At 45.9% G+C, this 16,050-nt stretch carries 11 protein-coding genes; 10 read left to right on the forward strand and 1 reads right to left on the reverse strand.

Annotated features, from left to right (window positions below; translation table 11 throughout):
- Positions 1-36 precede the first annotated feature (36 nt).
- Both pbpC and DYU05_RS04635 read left to right on the forward strand, forming a co-directional pair.
- On the forward strand, positions 37-2,433 hold the full coding sequence (gene pbpC, locus DYU05_RS04630) for a penicillin-binding protein 1C (RefSeq protein ID WP_117381797.1): 2,397 nt from the start codon (positions 37-39) through the stop codon (positions 2,431-2,433).
- Positions 2,434-2,446: 13 nt separating this feature from the next.
- Positions 2,447-3,154, forward strand: coding sequence for a 3'-5' exonuclease (locus DYU05_RS04635; RefSeq protein WP_117381798.1), 708 nt, complete (start codon positions 2,447-2,449; stop codon positions 3,152-3,154).
- Positions 3,155-3,419: 265 nt separating this feature from the next.
- Here DYU05_RS04635 and DYU05_RS04640 read toward each other — a convergent pair whose 3' ends face one another.
- Positions 3,420-4,814 carry a tetratricopeptide repeat protein gene (locus DYU05_RS04640; protein WP_117381799.1) on the reverse strand — a complete coding sequence of 465 codons (1,395 nt, stop codon included), beginning with the start codon at positions 4,812-4,814 and terminating at the stop codon, positions 3,420-3,422.
- 142 nt (positions 4,815-4,956) lie between these two features.
- Here DYU05_RS04640 and rnr point away from each other — a divergent pair, with 142 nt between their 5' ends.
- The 8 genes from rnr (at position 4,957) to cysD (ending at position 16,036) form a co-directional block, all read left to right on the forward strand.
- A complete protein-coding gene (rnr, locus tag DYU05_RS04645; protein WP_117381800.1) occupies positions 4,957-7,095 on the forward strand; it encodes a ribonuclease R in 2,139 nt (712 codons plus the stop codon).
- Between the two features lie 92 nt (positions 7,096-7,187).
- Positions 7,188-8,153, forward strand: coding sequence for a polyprenyl synthetase family protein (locus DYU05_RS04650; protein ID WP_117381801.1), 966 nt, complete (start codon positions 7,188-7,190; stop codon positions 8,151-8,153).
- 11 nt (positions 8,154-8,164) lie between these two features.
- Positions 8,165-9,775 (forward strand): M1 family metallopeptidase, encoded by a 1,611-nt coding sequence (locus tag DYU05_RS04655; protein WP_117381802.1) that lies wholly within the window; start codon positions 8,165-8,167, stop codon positions 9,773-9,775.
- Between the two features lie 265 nt (positions 9,776-10,040).
- Complete coding sequence (locus DYU05_RS04660) at positions 10,041-12,134, forward strand: HEPN domain-containing protein (protein ID WP_117381803.1); 2,094 nt, start codon at positions 10,041-10,043, stop codon at positions 12,132-12,134.
- Positions 12,131-12,922 carry a uroporphyrinogen-III C-methyltransferase gene (gene cobA, locus DYU05_RS04665; RefSeq protein WP_117381804.1) on the forward strand — a complete coding sequence of 264 codons (792 nt, stop codon included), beginning with the start codon at positions 12,131-12,133 and terminating at the stop codon, positions 12,920-12,922. Before DYU05_RS04660 ends, cobA begins: the two co-directional genes overlap by 4 nt.
- Positions 12,900-14,408 (forward strand): TSUP family transporter, encoded by a 1,509-nt coding sequence (locus DYU05_RS04670; protein ID WP_117381805.1) that lies wholly within the window; start codon positions 12,900-12,902, stop codon positions 14,406-14,408. The genes cobA and DYU05_RS04670 overlap by 23 nt, the downstream gene beginning before the upstream one ends.
- Positions 14,409-15,134: a phosphoadenylyl-sulfate reductase gene (locus DYU05_RS04675; RefSeq protein ID WP_235853948.1), complete on the forward strand. Its 726-nt coding sequence runs from the start codon at positions 14,409-14,411 to the stop codon at positions 15,132-15,134.
- A complete protein-coding gene (gene cysD, locus DYU05_RS04680) occupies positions 15,131-16,036 on the forward strand; it encodes a sulfate adenylyltransferase subunit CysD (RefSeq protein ID WP_117381806.1) in 906 nt (301 codons plus the stop codon). Before DYU05_RS04675 ends, cysD begins: the two co-directional genes overlap by 4 nt.
- The last annotated feature ends 14 nt before the right edge of the window (positions 16,037-16,050 follow it).

The raw sequence follows: 16,050 nt of genomic DNA on the forward strand, positions 1-16,050 counted from the left end.
TATTTTCATACCCGATTTAACCTTAGGGCTTTTATAATGCTACCCGTTATCCCCCGAATAAAGCGCTATTTTAAAAAGCCAAAAGTAATTATTATCAGCACCATTTTACTGGCGCTTGGGGTATGGTTTGCCTTTTGTTTGCCTCGTCCGCTATTTAACAGTCCTACTTCATTTGTAATTGATGATGACAAAGGTGAACTGCTTGGCGCTTCTATAGCATCAGACGGGCAATGGCGGTTTCCGTATAATGACAGTGTGCCCCAAAAATTTAAACAATGCATTATCGCCTTTGAAGACAAGCGCTTTATGCACCATTTAGGGTTCGACCCTCTGGCTTTCGGCCGGGCTGTAAGGCAGGCTATCAAACGAGGAAAGGTGACCAGCGGCGGCAGTACACTTACCATGCAGGTAGCACGCCTGGCCACACACCACAAGCGAACTGTACTAAATAAAGTAGGTGAGATTTTTATGGCTACGCGGTTAGAGCTTGGCTACAGCAAAAACGAGATTTTAGCCATGTACGCCAGCAATGCGCCGTTCGGAAGCAACGTAATCGGGCTTGATGCTGCATCGTGGCGCTACTTCGGGCGAAGCCCGGATAAACTTTCATGGGGAGAAATGGCGGCTTTGGCGGTACTTCCTAATTCACCGTCACTGGTACATCCGGGCAAGAACCGCCAAATCCTGCTGAGAAAAAGAAACCTGCTGCTAAACAGGCTTTACAAGCAGGGTGTAATAGACAGCACTACAGCAAAGCTTGCCGAGTTTGAACCAGTGCCGGAAAAACCTGTAGCACTGCCGCAAATGGCCCCACACCTGCTGCAACGTTTTAAGAACGATCACAAAGCTAATCCTGAGGGAACAACACGTATCACTACAACACTTAGGACCAACCTGCAGCATCAGGTTACAGACATATTGGAGCAGCATCACCAGGTACTAAAAGCTAATAGTATTAATAACATTGCTGTCATAGTTTTAGACGTAGAGACAGGTGCTACCCTAGCCTATGCAGGTAACGTAGCTCACCGCGAAGACCCTGAAATGGAAAGCAATGTAGACGTAATAGACGCGCCACGCAGTCCAGGCAGCACGCTAAAGCCACTGTTGTATGCCTCTATGCTGCACGATGGTTTTATACTTCCAAACAGCCTGATTGCCGATGTACCTACGCAAATTGCAGGGTACCATCCGGAAAACTTCGATCTCGGTTACGACGGTGCAGTGCCCGCCTCAACGGCCCTAGCGCGTTCCCTCAATGTACCTGCCGTAAAAATGCTGCAGCAATATAAGTATGAGCGCTTTTATGATGTGTTGAAAAAAGCGGGAGTTACAACGCTAAAACAGCCGGCAGATCATTACGGTTTATCGCTGATTTTGGGTGGCGGCGAGAACACGTTATGGGAGCTTTCAGGTATTTACGCAGGCATGGCCCGGGTGCTTAACCACTATAACAACAACGGTGGCAAGTACGATTCTGACGACTATCATCAGCCTGTTTACTCGCCAAGACCGGCAGCGGAGAAGAATTTGGAGAAAAGCGGTTTACTGGATGCAGGCTCCATATACTATACGCTACAAGCCATGGAAGAAGTGATGCGTCCCGGCGAAGAAATGCTTTGGCAGCAGTTTAGTTCTACACAGCGCATAGCATGGAAAACAGGCACCAGCTTTGGCTTTCGTGATGGCTGGGCAATTGGCATTACGCCAAAATACGTGGTAGGGGTTTGGGTGGGTAATACTGATGGCGAAGGTCGTCCGGGTTTAACCGGAATAAACACGGCAGCTCCCGCCCTCTTTGAAATATTCAGGCTCTTGCCTGCAGCCCGCGACTGGTTTGAAATACCAATTGGCGAAATGGTAAAGATCAGCATATGTAAAGAGAGCGGTTTTAGAGCAGGACAATACTGCAACAACACGGTTGAGCAATATGTACCCCGCGGAGGGTTAAAGGCACCGGTATGCCCGTGGCACAAGCTGGTACACCTTTCACCCGACCTGCAATGGCAGGTAAATGGCAATTGCGAACTGCCTGACAATATTGTGAATCGCCCCTGGTTTGTATTGCCGCCATCAATGGAATATTACTATAAAGCAAAAAACTACCAGTACCATGTTTTACCACCTTTTAAGGCTGGCTGTGGTGAAGGAGATTACGGCAACCTGATGGAGTTGATTTACCCAAAAGAGAATGCAAAAATATATGTTCCGGTGGAGGCAGATGGTAAACGGGGCAGGGTAATATTTAATGCGGCGCACCGGCAAACGGGCATCAAAATCTTTTGGCATCTCGACGGTAAGTACGTGGCTGAAACAACTGCGTTCCACCAGGTTGCACTTAACCCTTCTCCGGGCAGGCACAAGTTAACGCTGGTTGATGCAGATGGCAACACCTTGCAGCTTAACTTTGAAGTGCTCGATAAAAATAAATAGCCTATTTTAGTGCATGCTTGAACAATACGACCTTGGCAACATGATGGTGCTGGATATTGAAACAGTACCTCAGTACCCTAGTCACGATATGGTACCTGAACACCTACAGCACTTGTGGGATGCAAAGACACAGTACCAGCGCAAAGAAGAACCCGCAGAAACCTTCTACGAACGTGCCGGCATATGGGCCGAGTTCGGGAAAATCGTTTGTATATCTGTAGGTATATTTTTAAACGGTAAAAAGACAGGCTTGCGGGTAAAGTCTTACGCCGGTGACGACGAGAAAGAACTACTTGAAGATTTTAGCCGGATGCTTAGCAGCCAGCCTGCAAGCATTATACTTTGCGCGCACAACGGTAAAGAGTTTGATTTCCCGTATATATGCCGCCGAATGCTGATAAATGGCGTACAGTTTCCACCTCACCTGCAAATAGCCGGCAAAAAGCCTTGGGAAATAAATCATTTAGATACCATGGAATTGTGGAAGTTTGGCGATTACAAGAGCTATACCTCATTAAGCCTGCTTACCGCTATCTTTGATATCCCCACCCCTAAGGACGACATTGACGGCAGCCAGGTAGGACACGTATACTGGGTGGAAAAGGACCTGCCACGTATATGTACCTACTGCCAAAAGGATGTTGTTGCAACGGCGCAACTCTTGCGTAAATATCGCGGCGAACCGTTGATTGAGGAAGAATGTATAACTGTTGTGGGCTAATGCATTTCAAAATTAATGTTGATTCATGCTGTACTGCTTTATCTTACCGATTGGTTTTCCGCTTAGAAGTAGCAGATACTTAGGACAAAGCAAAGGCTGAAGTTGTTATTGATTTGCGCGAAGACATGAGTGTAAACAAGCACAAATTGGTAAGTTAAAGGCATTTAACCGCGCGCTGCTGAACCTTCACCAACTGATAAGAGTATACCTGTTACTGATTTTTATCTAAAAATATTGGCATGGTGCAAGGCTCAGCAATAAAATTTTACGCCTTTGCTTCCTCCTCTACATGTGTTATAATTTCTCGTATGGATTGATCGAGTTGTTCACCTGCTTTACCTAATTTTTCGAGCGTTTCCTTATCAACAATGTGATCACTTATTTCTATTACACTAATTAACCCCATAATGGATGCCAGAGGCTTACGCAATTCGTGCGACTGAATAAAAGCAATGTTAGCAAGTGCTTTGTCTTTCTTTTCATTGCTTAAAACTGTTAAACGGTTGTTTTTACTAATAAGCCTATACTGCAGGAACATAATAATTGTAAAAACAATAAATAGTACACAGCCTGCTACCGTAACTACTAACTGCCTGTTTTTTATTGCTTGTTTTTTATCCATTAACGCCAAAGCTTCATCTTTCTTAGCAGATTCATATTTAATCTGCAACTCACTTAGCTGCACTTCGTTTTTCCTTACCTGCAAAGAATCACGCATATTTTGCGATCGCCTGATGTAAGCTAATGCCGTTTTATAATCATTTACAGAGTAATAGCAGTCATAAAGGTGCTTGTAAAGCTCCATTTCCCTGTAAGGTTCATTCAGATTTCGGGCAATTGCAAGCGCTTTATTTACATAGCTGAGGCCTTTTTCCCGGTCGCCTTTATAAAACAATGCTTGCCCAAGCCAACAGTAACCATAAGTAAGCGAGCGCTGCTGGTTGTGTTTAGTTGAAAGTTGGATGCCTTTACCGGCGTATAAGATCGCTTTGTCGTAAACATTTTTATCAAGGTAATACTGCCCAACGTTATCATACAACGGGATTCGCTTCACCTCATATTTGGGGCTTGACTCGGCTATCTTAAGTGCTCTTAACTGTACATTTAAAGACGTATCTGCAAACACGGTATCTACAAGAAATACTTTACGCTTGTTATGTATCAACATAGCTTTCAGGCTCAGTAATCCAATTATCTTGGCTGTATCTGCATTTACAACTGCCCAATGCAAACCTTTCTGTTGCGCTACTAAAGCCATTTTATAGTTGGCATTCTCTTTATGAAGGTTACTTATCAATCCATACAGTTCGGGATAAACAGCTTTTATATTGTACCGTTCTACATCCGCAAGGCATTTAATTGCCTCGTCCATCGCTTGCGGATGGCGGCTGGCCATCCATAAATAGTGAGCTTTAAACAACCTGCCATAAACCTTAGCCTTTCCGATGCCATTTTGTTGTCCTAAGGCGAGCAATTTTTTTGAAATTTCTAACAAAGAATCTGCATCAGCATTCTCCAACCTTTCACCACGGCTAACAAGCGCTTCTATCGAGGCTGATGTTTTTGTTGATTCAGTTGGCAACCTTGGCTTCTCTCTACAACTTAACAACAAAATAATACCTGCTGGTAAAAGCAATAACCGGTATAGATGAGCATTCATTTATTTCGTGAAGGTTTATGTTTATTAACTGACTAAATGTACATAAAACCACGATATACTCTACCACGAGTTTTTATCTACATAAATCAACTACAAACAAAACCAATCATCTTTCCGTATCTTTAACGCGTTACATTTATTTATGTCTAAAAAGAAAAAACACGCATCGTCCATTGATCAGGTACTTACCCAAATGGTGCTGGACGTATTCGAAGAAAATGGGAATACCCCGTTGAATTACAAACAAGTTTCATCTAAACTGAACGTACGCGACCCTGATGCGCGCCGCGTTATACTCGATATTTTGAATGACGAAACCTTTAAAGGTGTCATGAAAGAAGCCTCTCCAGGCAAGTTTCAATTACTTGAACTCAAAACCTTTGTAGAGGGTAAGGTTGATCTCACCAATGACGGCTCGGCGTTTATCGTAACAGATGACCCTGCCGAAACCGACATATATGTTGCTCCGCGTAAACTTCGCAACGCCCTAAATGGCGACCGGGTGAAGGTTTACGTTTATGCAAAAAGCAAGGGAAAACGCCAGGAAGGCGAAGTAGTAGAGATACTAAAGCGCAACAAAATGGAGTTTACCGGCATCGTAAAACTGTCGGAACACTTTGCATTTTTTATCCCCGACGACCGGAAGATGATGCATGATATTTTTATACCGCTTACAGATCTTAACGGGGCAGTAAACGGTATAAAGGCAGTTGCCGAAATTACCGACTGGCCTGCTGGCGCTAAAAACCCTGTTGGGCGTATAAAGCATATTTTAGGCAACCAGGGCGAGAACGATACAGAGATGAACGCTATACTGGCAGAGTATGGCTTTCCCCTTTCCTTCCCTGCTGATGTTGAAAAAGATGCGGATGAAATATCTGACGTGATAAGTGCAGATGAAGTTGCCAAACGCCGCGATTTTCGGGATGTGCTTACCTTTACTATAGACCCGGTAGATGCCAAAGATTTTGACGACGCGCTGTCGTTCAAAAAACTGGAGAACGGCAATTATGAGGTAGGTGTACACATTGCCGACGTTGCGCACTACATCATACCCGACTCAGCACTGGACAGGGAAGCATACGAACGCGGAACATCGGTTTACCTGGTAGATCGTGTGATACCGATGCTGCCTGAAAGGCTTAGTAACGGCTTATGCTCGTTGCGGCCAAAAGAAGATAAACTATGTTTTGCTGCGGTATTTGAACTGGATGAAAACGCCAATGTTATTACCGAATGGTTTGGCAAAACTGTTATTCACTCGGACAGGCGCTTTAGCTATGAGGAAGTGCAGGAGGTAATTGAGACAAAGACGGGCGACTACGTTGAAGAAATTGAAAAGCTTAACGCCTTGGCTTACAAGCTCCGTGAGCGGAAATTTAAAGCTGGTGCCATCAACTTCGAAACAACTGAAGTTAAGTTTAAGCTTGACGAAACCGGCAAGCCAACAGGCGTGTACGTAAAAGAGCGTAAGGACGCCCATAAGCTGATAGAAGACTTTATGCTTTTAGCCAACCGCAAAGTGGCCGAGTTTGTAAGCAAAATGGGTAAAGGCAAACATAAATACACCTTTGTTTATCGGGGGCACGACTCCCCAAAACCCGACGCATTGGCTAATTTCGCGCAGTTTGCTGCAAGGTTTGGTTATAAGATAAATACAAAATCGGACAAAGAAATAGCCAGATCACTTAATCACCTGATGGAAGATGTGGAAGGCAAAAAAGAGCAGAACGTACTTACCCACCTGGCTATCCGGTCAATGGCAAAGGCAATTTACACTACGCAAAGCACAAGCCATTATGGACTGGCTTTCAGCCACTACACACACTTTACCTCACCTATTCGTAGATATCCCGATGTAATGGTGCACCGCCTATTGTTCCACTACCTTAATGGGGGACAAAGCGCCAATGCAGACCATTACGAGGAATTGTGCAAGCACAGTTCGGCTATGGAGAAAAAAGCTGCAGATGCAGAACGCTCTTCAGTAAAATACAAACAGGCTGAGTACCTGCGCGATCAAGTGGGCAACGTTTTCACAGGCATCATCTCCGGTGTTACTGAATGGGGTATGTATGTGGAGATCATTGAAAATAAGTGCGAAGGCATGATTCGCCTGCGCGACATCAGCGACGACTTTTACACCCTGGACGAAAAGAACTATGCCATTATTGGTCAGCGCAAAAAGAAGGTGTACCAGTTAGGCGACGAGGTAAAGATCCGCGTTAAACAGGTAGACCTTACCAAGAAACAGATTGATTTTAGTTTAGTACAGGATTAATTAGTTATTTAGCAGCTTCAACAACAATGGTTTGTTGCTCACCATAAAGAGCAAACACCGACGCTTAACGCTGCGCCGGTGTAATATTTCAAATGAGAAAACTCGAAAACCTGCAAGCGCTCATAGCCACATCTGTAGAGAAGCTGGCTTACCCGGTTTATCCGGCTGAGCTTTACGAGCCGATAAAATACATTTTAGCAATAGGCGGCAAACGTATGCGACCTGCCCTGCTGCTGATGGCTTGCGACCTGTTTGGCGGCGATGTAGAAGCTGCCCTTCCTCCTGCCCTTGCCATCGAGGTGTTCCACAACTTTACGTTGATGCATGACGACATTATGGACAATGCGCCAAAACGCCGTGGCCGTGCTACCGTCCATGAAAAATGGAACAACAACGTGGCGATCCTCAGCGGGGACGTAATGCTGATTGAAGGTTATAAGCTGATGATGCAGGTACGTAACGATCTCCTTCACCAGGTACTGGACATTTTTAATGATACTGCTGTAGGCGTATGTGAAGGCCAGCAGTTGGACATGACGTTCGAGACCAGCAATAACATTACCATTGCGGAGTACATTAACATGATCCGCCTGAAAACAGCTGTGGTATTGGGCGGCGCTTTAAAGATAGGCGCGCTTATTGGTAATGCTGATCAAACGGATGCTGACTTGTTATCCGACTTTGGCGTTAACCTTGGCATCGCGTTTCAGTTGCAGGACGACATACTGGACGTTTATGGTGACCCAGAGAAATTTGGCAAACAGGTTGGCGGAGACATCATCTCCAATAAAAAAACATATTTGCTACTTAAAGCTCAGGAATTATCAGGCAGTGATGAACTTAATACCTGGCTTGCCACTGCTCAGTTTGATGCAGCTGAAAAAGTAGCTGCAGTAACGGCCATTTATAACAAGGTTGATGTAAGGCGCCACGCCGAAGCAGAAATGCAGGCCTATGCCGAAAAAGCTTTTACGGCACTCGAGAAAATAAACCTGCCGGAAGACAGCAAACAATACCTCCGCGATTTTGCGGATGGCTTGCTGGTGAGGGAATATTAGATTAAATAAGTATGCAAAGAAACTGTCTTAAATGCGTTACCGCTTTACTTCTTTCTGTCTTCTGTTTTACCGTCTCCGCGCAAACTAAAACAACCTCCGGCGGTAAGCTCAAGCCCGAACAGGCCAACATGGATGTGCGCCATTATACCATAGCGCTGGACGTAAATTTTGAGCAAAAGACAATAGATGGTTACACCACTATTGACATTATCACTGCGAAACCTACGCGCACATTGTTGTTCGATCTGCTCGACTCACTTAATGTAAAAAGCGTGTCCGTTAATGGCACGAGCGAGCCATTTGTTTATAAGAACAACCTCATCAACATCAATACAACTAAAGAACTACCCGCTGGTAAGTACGCCGTTAAGGTGGTTTATGGCGGCAAGCCACATATTGCCGTTCGTCCGCCCTGGGACGATGGCTTTACCTTCACTCGCGATAGCACTGGCCACGATTGGCTGGCAGTTACTGCCGAGGGCACTGGCGGCAAGATCTATTACCCGTGCAAAGATCACCCCTCCGACGAGCCAAATGAAGGTGCCGATCTCATTATTACTGTGCCTAAGGGTCTGGTGGTTGCCGGTCCGGGATTGCTGGTGAAACAGTCAACCAGTGGCAATAAGGCTACTTTTCATTGGCGCACCAAATACACCATCAACAACTACAGCATTCTTTTTAACGTAGGCGACTACAAACTGGTAAAACGCAGTTACAAAAGCATCGCCGGCAACACGGTACCAATGTGGTTCTACGTACTTAACGAGCATGCCGAAAAAGCTGATAAGCTGATGGACATCTTCGAGGTAACCATCCACGAAAAGGAGAAGTACTTTGGCGAATACCCTTGGGCTAAAGAAAAAGTCGGGCTGGTAGAAACGCCACACTTAGGTATGGAGCACCAAAGCATGGTGGCTTACGGCAACAAGTTCAGGTATGTAAAAGTAGGCAACCAAGATTACGACTGGCTGCTGCACCACGAGTTCGGTCACGAATGGTGGGGAAACAAAGTTACCGCTATTGACTGGGCCGACTACTGGATACACGAGGGAATAGATAGCTACTCTGATGCGCTTTTTACCCTGGAGTTTGCCGGTAAACCAGCTTATATAGACTACTTTAAAAAATCAGGTAAAGGCATCCAGAACAAGCAGCCATTGGTATTAGGTAAAGACATTGATGAAGAGTCGGCATACAATAATGACATTTATACCAAGGGGGCCTTTTTTATGCACACGCTTAATTATGTTATGGGCGACAGCCTTTTCTTCCCTACTTTGAAAAGCTTTGCTACATCGCCGGAACACACCTATAATAACCTCAACAATACAGATGGTGTAGAAGAGTTCTTCAGCAAAGCTTACGGTAAATCGTTAAAGCCTTTGTTTGACATGTACCTGCGTACTACCAATAAGCTTGAGATAAGCGTTACCACCGGACGACGCGACAACCAATATTTGATCAAGCTTTCTAACATCAATATGGATCTCCCTCTTGATGTTACAACCGATGGCGGTGTGCATCACATTACGGCGAGCAGTAAAGGCATTATCATCACCAGCAAAACCATGCCGGTTATAGATGCGGATGGCTGGTATTTCAAGAAAGTAACTTACGAATAGAGTACATTTCTTAATCTTTTAGGAAAGAGAAGTTCGATCTGAAAGTCAGCTTCTCTTCTTTTTTAAAATAAATTCTACTATTCCCGTATACTATATATATATTTGGAAGTATAACATGAATAACACTGCAACTATTTGCTTTAACCAACTGATGTTTTGCTGTATGTACAGCCAAGGCGAGCGGTTGTAAGTAGTTGAGAATAAATGTATCAGCCTCTTCAGCCGCAGCAGAAGGGGCTTTTTTTTAAGATATAACCAAAACGATATGCAGAGCTTCAGGACAGAACTGGAGAACCCGATAGTAGAGCAGGACATCATAGACCTGGAGCGAAAAATACGTGCTTTCCGTGAAGGGAAGATCCACGACGAGAAGTTCCGTAGTCTTCGACTTGCACGTGGTGTTTACGGGCAGCGCCAGCCGGGTGTACAAATGGTGCGTATAAAGCTGCCATTTGGTAAGGTGACCTTCAAACAGTTGCTGAAAATAGCCGACATCTCCGATGAATACGGCAGCAGCAATCTGCACCTAACTACCCGCCAGGACATCCAGATACATTATGTAAGCCTGGACCGTACCCCACAGTTATGGGCCGAACTGGAACAAGATGATATAACTCTACGCGAAGCCTGTGGTAATACTGTCCGCAACGTAACTGCATCGCCTACTGCCGGCATCGACCCAAAAGAACCATTTGATGTTTCACCGTATGCACAGGCAACATTCGAGTATTTTCTTCGAAATCCTGTTTGCCAGGAAATGGGCCGCAAATTCAAGATCTCGTTCTCGTCAACGGATGACGATACCGCTTTCTCTTACATACATGACCTCGGCTTCATCCCCAAATTAAAAGAGAATGGCGACAGGGGCTTTAAGGTAATGCTAGGTGGCGGTTTAGGCGCGCAGCCCTTACTGGCAAGTATAGTTGAAGAGTTTTTACCTGAAGCCCAACTTATACCGTTTATAGAGGCTATCATCCGTGTGTTCGACCGCTACGGAGAGCGCAATAATCGCAATAAGGCCCGTATGAAGTATCTTATTCAAAAACTAGGTTTAGATGAAGTGCTGCGCCTGGCCAAAGAAGAACGTACCGCATTAAAGGTTAAAACCTACCCTATCAACCGTAATGCTATAGAAGAGGCACCCCTGCCAACAGCAACAGCATATCCGCAGGTAGAAATAGCTAACCCTTTCCGTTATGATCAATGGCTGGCAACCAATGTTTTCGAACAAAAGCAAACCGGTTTTTACGGGGTGTACATAAAAGTTCCCGTTGGCGATATCCCGTCAGATAAGGCACGCGCGTTAGTTGCCGCTATACAGCCTTATGTCGGCGACGAGATACGTATTACACAAAACCAGGGCCTATTACTCAAGTTTGTTCGTAAAGAAGCGTTGGCTGCCCTGTACGAAGGCCTGCACGCGCTGGACCTTGCCGCCCCGGGTTTTGACAGCCTTGCCGACGTAACCACCTGTCCCGGTACTGATACTTGCAACCTGGGCATCAGCAACAGCATGACTATGGCGCGGGTACTGGAAGATGTGATCTATAACGAATACGAAGATTTTATTTATAACCGCGATATCAAGATTAAAATAAGTGGTTGTATGAACAGTTGCGGTCAACATGGGCTAGCGCATATCGGCTTTCACGGCAGTTCGTTAAAAGCCGGCGCTAAAGTACTCCCTTCTGTACAAGTGATGTTAGGCGGTGGTACGGTAGGCGACGGTGTGGGCCGGGCCGCCGAACGGGTGATAAAAGTACCGTCTAAACGTGCAACACATGTTTTAAGAGCGGTACTGAACGACTACAAAGCTTTATCTCACGAGGAAGAACGGTTTAATGATTATTACGACAGGCAGGGAAAAGATTACTTCTACCGCCTGTTAAAGCCACTTGCCGACCTGGCCACCCTTACAGATGACGAGTTTGTAGACTGGGGGCACCAGGAAACCTTTGCCACAGCAATAGGTGTTGGTGAGTGTGCCGGTGTGGTAATAGACCTGGTCGCAACGCTGCTGTACGAAGCAGATGAAAAACTTGGGTGGGCAAACGGCTCATACGAAAAGGGATTATGGAGCGATGCCATATACCACTCATACAATACCATGATCAGCTGCGCTAAAGCCTTATTGCTTGATAAAGGCGTAAACAGCAGCACGCAGGCAGGCATTATAAAAGAATTTGATAACAATTACGTAGAAACAGGCGAGCTCACCCTTAACGGCAGCTTTACGGACCTGGTGCTGCAAATAAACAAGAACGAACCGTCAGAAAAATTTGCAACTGCCTATAAACAACAGGCAACGCAGTTCCTGGCATTGGTTAAAGAAAAAAGAGAGGCGGTGTTACAGTCATGATCATTACAACAACAAAGAACACGGTAAAAGAACCACGGATCACATTGGTTGGTGCTGGCCCCGGCGATGCCGAACTGATCACCATAAAAGGCATAAAAGCTTTACAAGCTGCCGATGTGGTGCTTTATGATGCCCTGGTGAACGAAGAGCTGCTGGAGTTTGCGCCCGAAGGTGCTACCAAGGTTTACGTAGGTAAACGCTCGGGGGATCATTCTTTTTCACAGGAGAACATTAACAAGCTAATGATAGACTATGCCCTTAACTATGGGCACGTTGTACGTTTAAAAGGCGGCGATCCGTTTGTATTTGGCCGGGGTTACGAAGAGCTTGACCACGCTGCCGATTACAGCATTCCCGCCGAAGTTATCCCCGGCATCTCAAGTTCTATTGGTGTACCCGGCCTGCAGGGTATCCCGGTAACCCATCGTGGTTTAAGCGAGAGTTTTTGGGTGGTAACCGGCACCACTTCAGAAGGAAAAGTATCTGCCGACCTGTATGAAGCAGCCAAAACCAAAGCAACTGTTGTTGTGCTGATGGGTATTCATAAACTTGCCGAAATAGCGGAGATATTCCGTAACAAAGGCAAGCACAGGCTGCCTGCTGCCGTAATACAAAGCGGCTCTACCGCAAACGAGAAAGTTGTTGTAGGCATTGTAGATACCATTGCCGAACTCGCAGAAGAGAACAACATCTCCTCTCCTGCTTTGATCGTGTTTGGTGACGTAGTCTCTTTACACCCAAAATTTCAGCCCATCAGGGAGTTTTATGACATTGTTGCACAAGAATAATATAACAGAGCCTCAGCCGGAAAAAACGCGTGGAAATGAACTTTTCCCCGTATTTTTAAAGCTGGAGAACCTGCATACGGTGCTTGTCGGCGGCGGTAATGTTGGCTTGGAAAAGCTAACCGCCCTGCTGCAGAACAGCCCCGCAGCAGCGGTGACTGTCGTATCTAAAACTTTCCTGCCGCAAATAGAGGCATTAGCCGGCGGGCACCCGCAAGTAGTGCTTAAACAGAAGGCTTTTGAAGAAACAGACCTGGAAGCTGCCGATATTGTAATTGCTGCTACAAACGATTCCGACCTGAACAAGTACGCGCGGCAAGCGGCACATGACCGTAAGTTGCTGATTAATGTGGCTGACAAGCCGGCGCTATGCGATTTTTATCTTGGCTCTATTGTACAAAAGGGCGACTTAAAATTAGCCATTTCTACAAACGGGAAATCACCCACAGTAGCCAAGCGCCTTAAAGAGGTTTTAAACGAAGCGCTACCTGCAGAGCTTGACATAACCCTGCAGCAGATGAGCCAGGTACGCAACAACCTCTCTGGCGACTTTGCTCACAAAGTGAAAGAACTTAACAAGGTAACAGCTATTTTAATCGGCGGCGAAAAACCACCCAGCAACAAGCTGCTGAAACTGGTGGTTTGGGGTACGTTTGTCCTGTTCCTGGCAATTACCTTTTCGGCACTGTGGCTTAAAGAGCCTGGTTTTAAAAACTTTGTAGAGCATATTAATCCAATGTTTTACTACTTCCTGGGAGCTGGTTTTGTATTCGCCCTTATCGATGGAGCTATAGGCATGTCTTACGGTGTTACCTCTACTACCTTTTCTCTGTCCATGGGTATCCCTCCTGCATCTGCCAGTATGGGCGTGCACCTTTCAGAAATAATGAGCAACGGCATAGCCGGCTGGATGCATTATAGGATGGGTAACGTAAACTGGAAGCTGTTTAAATTACTACTCGTACCAGGCATTATAGGTGCAGTAACCGGCGCTTACCTGTTATCATCGCTGGAGCATTACGCTCAGTATACTAAGCCGCTGGTATCTGTTTACACGCTGATATTGGGTTCTGTTATATTCATGAAAGCTATCAATCTGAACCGCAAACGTAAAGGCGGAAAGATCAAAAACATATCCTTACTGGGATTAGGCGGCGGTTTTATCGACGCTGTTGGTGGTGGCGGCTGGGGTTCTATTGTACTCTCCACTTTAATTGCCGGTGGACGCCATCCAAGGTTTTCGCTGGGAACGGTAAAGCTATCAAGGTTTTTCGTCGCCTTAATGGGCTCGCTTACGTTTATAGCCATGCTTAATGGCAAACATTGGGAAGCGGTAGCAGGATTGATCATCGGCAGTGCGCTGGCATCGCCAATAGCCGCACGAATATCAAACAAGATCTCTGCGCGGGCAATCATGTTTGCGGTAGCAGTTATTGTAATTTTAATCAGTTTACGCAGTATAATTTTATTTATAACAAAGGTTTTTTAAGTGGCAGATACTACTTACATATCGCAGCTGATCGACGGGAAAGATCCGGTTCTAGCTTTACAGGTGCTGGCTAATGAATTCCCGGGCGGGATCGTGTTCTCCACCAGTTTCGGGTGGGAAGACCAGGTAATTACACACATGATCTTCGCCAACAACATCCCCATAAAGGTTTTCACACTGGAAACCGGTCGCTTGTTCCCCGAAACTTATTACGTGTGGAACCGCACGATGGAGATATACGGCCAACCTATTCATGCTTATTACCCGGTGCACCACTTGTTGGAAGAAATGGTAAACCGTAAAGGCCCTAACAGTTTTTATGAGTCGGTAGAAAACCGTAAAGAATGCTGTGGAATTCGCAAGATAGAACCACTTCACCGTGCTCTGGCGGGCAACAAGCTGTGGGTAACAGGCATCCGGGCAGAGCAATCTCCCAACCGGGAAGACATGAGCAACGTGGAATGGGACGCGGGTAATAACCTGTACAAGTTCCACCCTATCTTCAACTGGACCTTGGATGATGTTAAGGCATACATCAAACTACATAATATACCATACAATACACTGCATGATCGCGGTTTTCCGAGCATAGGCTGCGCGCCCTGCACCCGTGCTGTACAGCCTGGCGAAGACTTTAGGGCCGGGCGCTGGTGGTGGGAAGACCAAAGTAAAAAAGAGTGCGGTCTGCACTCGCATGCAGTTGAACTAAATGATTTAAAAGAATGAGCAGACACCGGTTAGATCACCTGGACGAGTTAGAGGCAGAAGCCATATACATTTTGCGCGAAGTTGCCGGGCAGTTTGAAAAGCCTGCTTTGCTATTTTCCGGCGGTAAAGATTCTATTACGCTGGTGCACCTTGCATTAAAAGCATTTCGCCCGGGTAAGTTTCCTTTTCCGCTGGTACATATAGACACCGGCCATAACTTTGACGAAACTATTACCTACCGTGATGAGATGATCGCCCGCATAGGTGAGAAATTAATCATAGGCCATGTGCAGGACAGCATTAACAAGGGCAAGGTAATAGAACAAAAAGGCAAAAACGCCAGTCGCAATGCGCTGCAAACAGTCACCCTTTTGGACACCATTGCCAAACACGGTTTTGATGCTTGTATAGGCGGCGCCCGCCGCGACGAGGAAAAAGCCCGCGCTAAAGAACGCATCTTTTCTGTACGTGATGAATTTGGCCAGTGGGATCCTAAACGCCAGCGCCCCGAGTTGTGGAACATCTACAACGGCAAAATTCATAAAGGGGAGAACGTACGCGTGTTCCCGATAAGCAACTGGACAGAACTTGATGTATGGAATTACATCCGCAGGGAGAATATTCCATTACCTACTATTTACTTCGCCCACCAAAGGGATTGCATTACCCGCAACGGCCAGTTAATGGCGGCTTCCCCATTCCTGAATATGGATGAGGATGATGTGATAACCCGCAGAAACGTACGCTTCCGTACAGTTGGCGACATGACCTGTACCGCGGCAGTGGAATCTTACGCGTTCGAGATAGATGACATCATCGACGAGATTGCATCCTCTAAAATAAGTGAGCGTGGCGCCCGTATGGACGACAAGGTAAGCGAAGCTGCTATGGAAGAACGCAAAAAAGGCGGGTATTTTTAACTAAATCTGATATC

This window comes from Mucilaginibacter terrenus (assembly GCF_003432065.1).
Classification (GTDB): domain Bacteria; phylum Bacteroidota; class Bacteroidia; order Sphingobacteriales; family Sphingobacteriaceae; genus Mucilaginibacter; species Mucilaginibacter terrenus.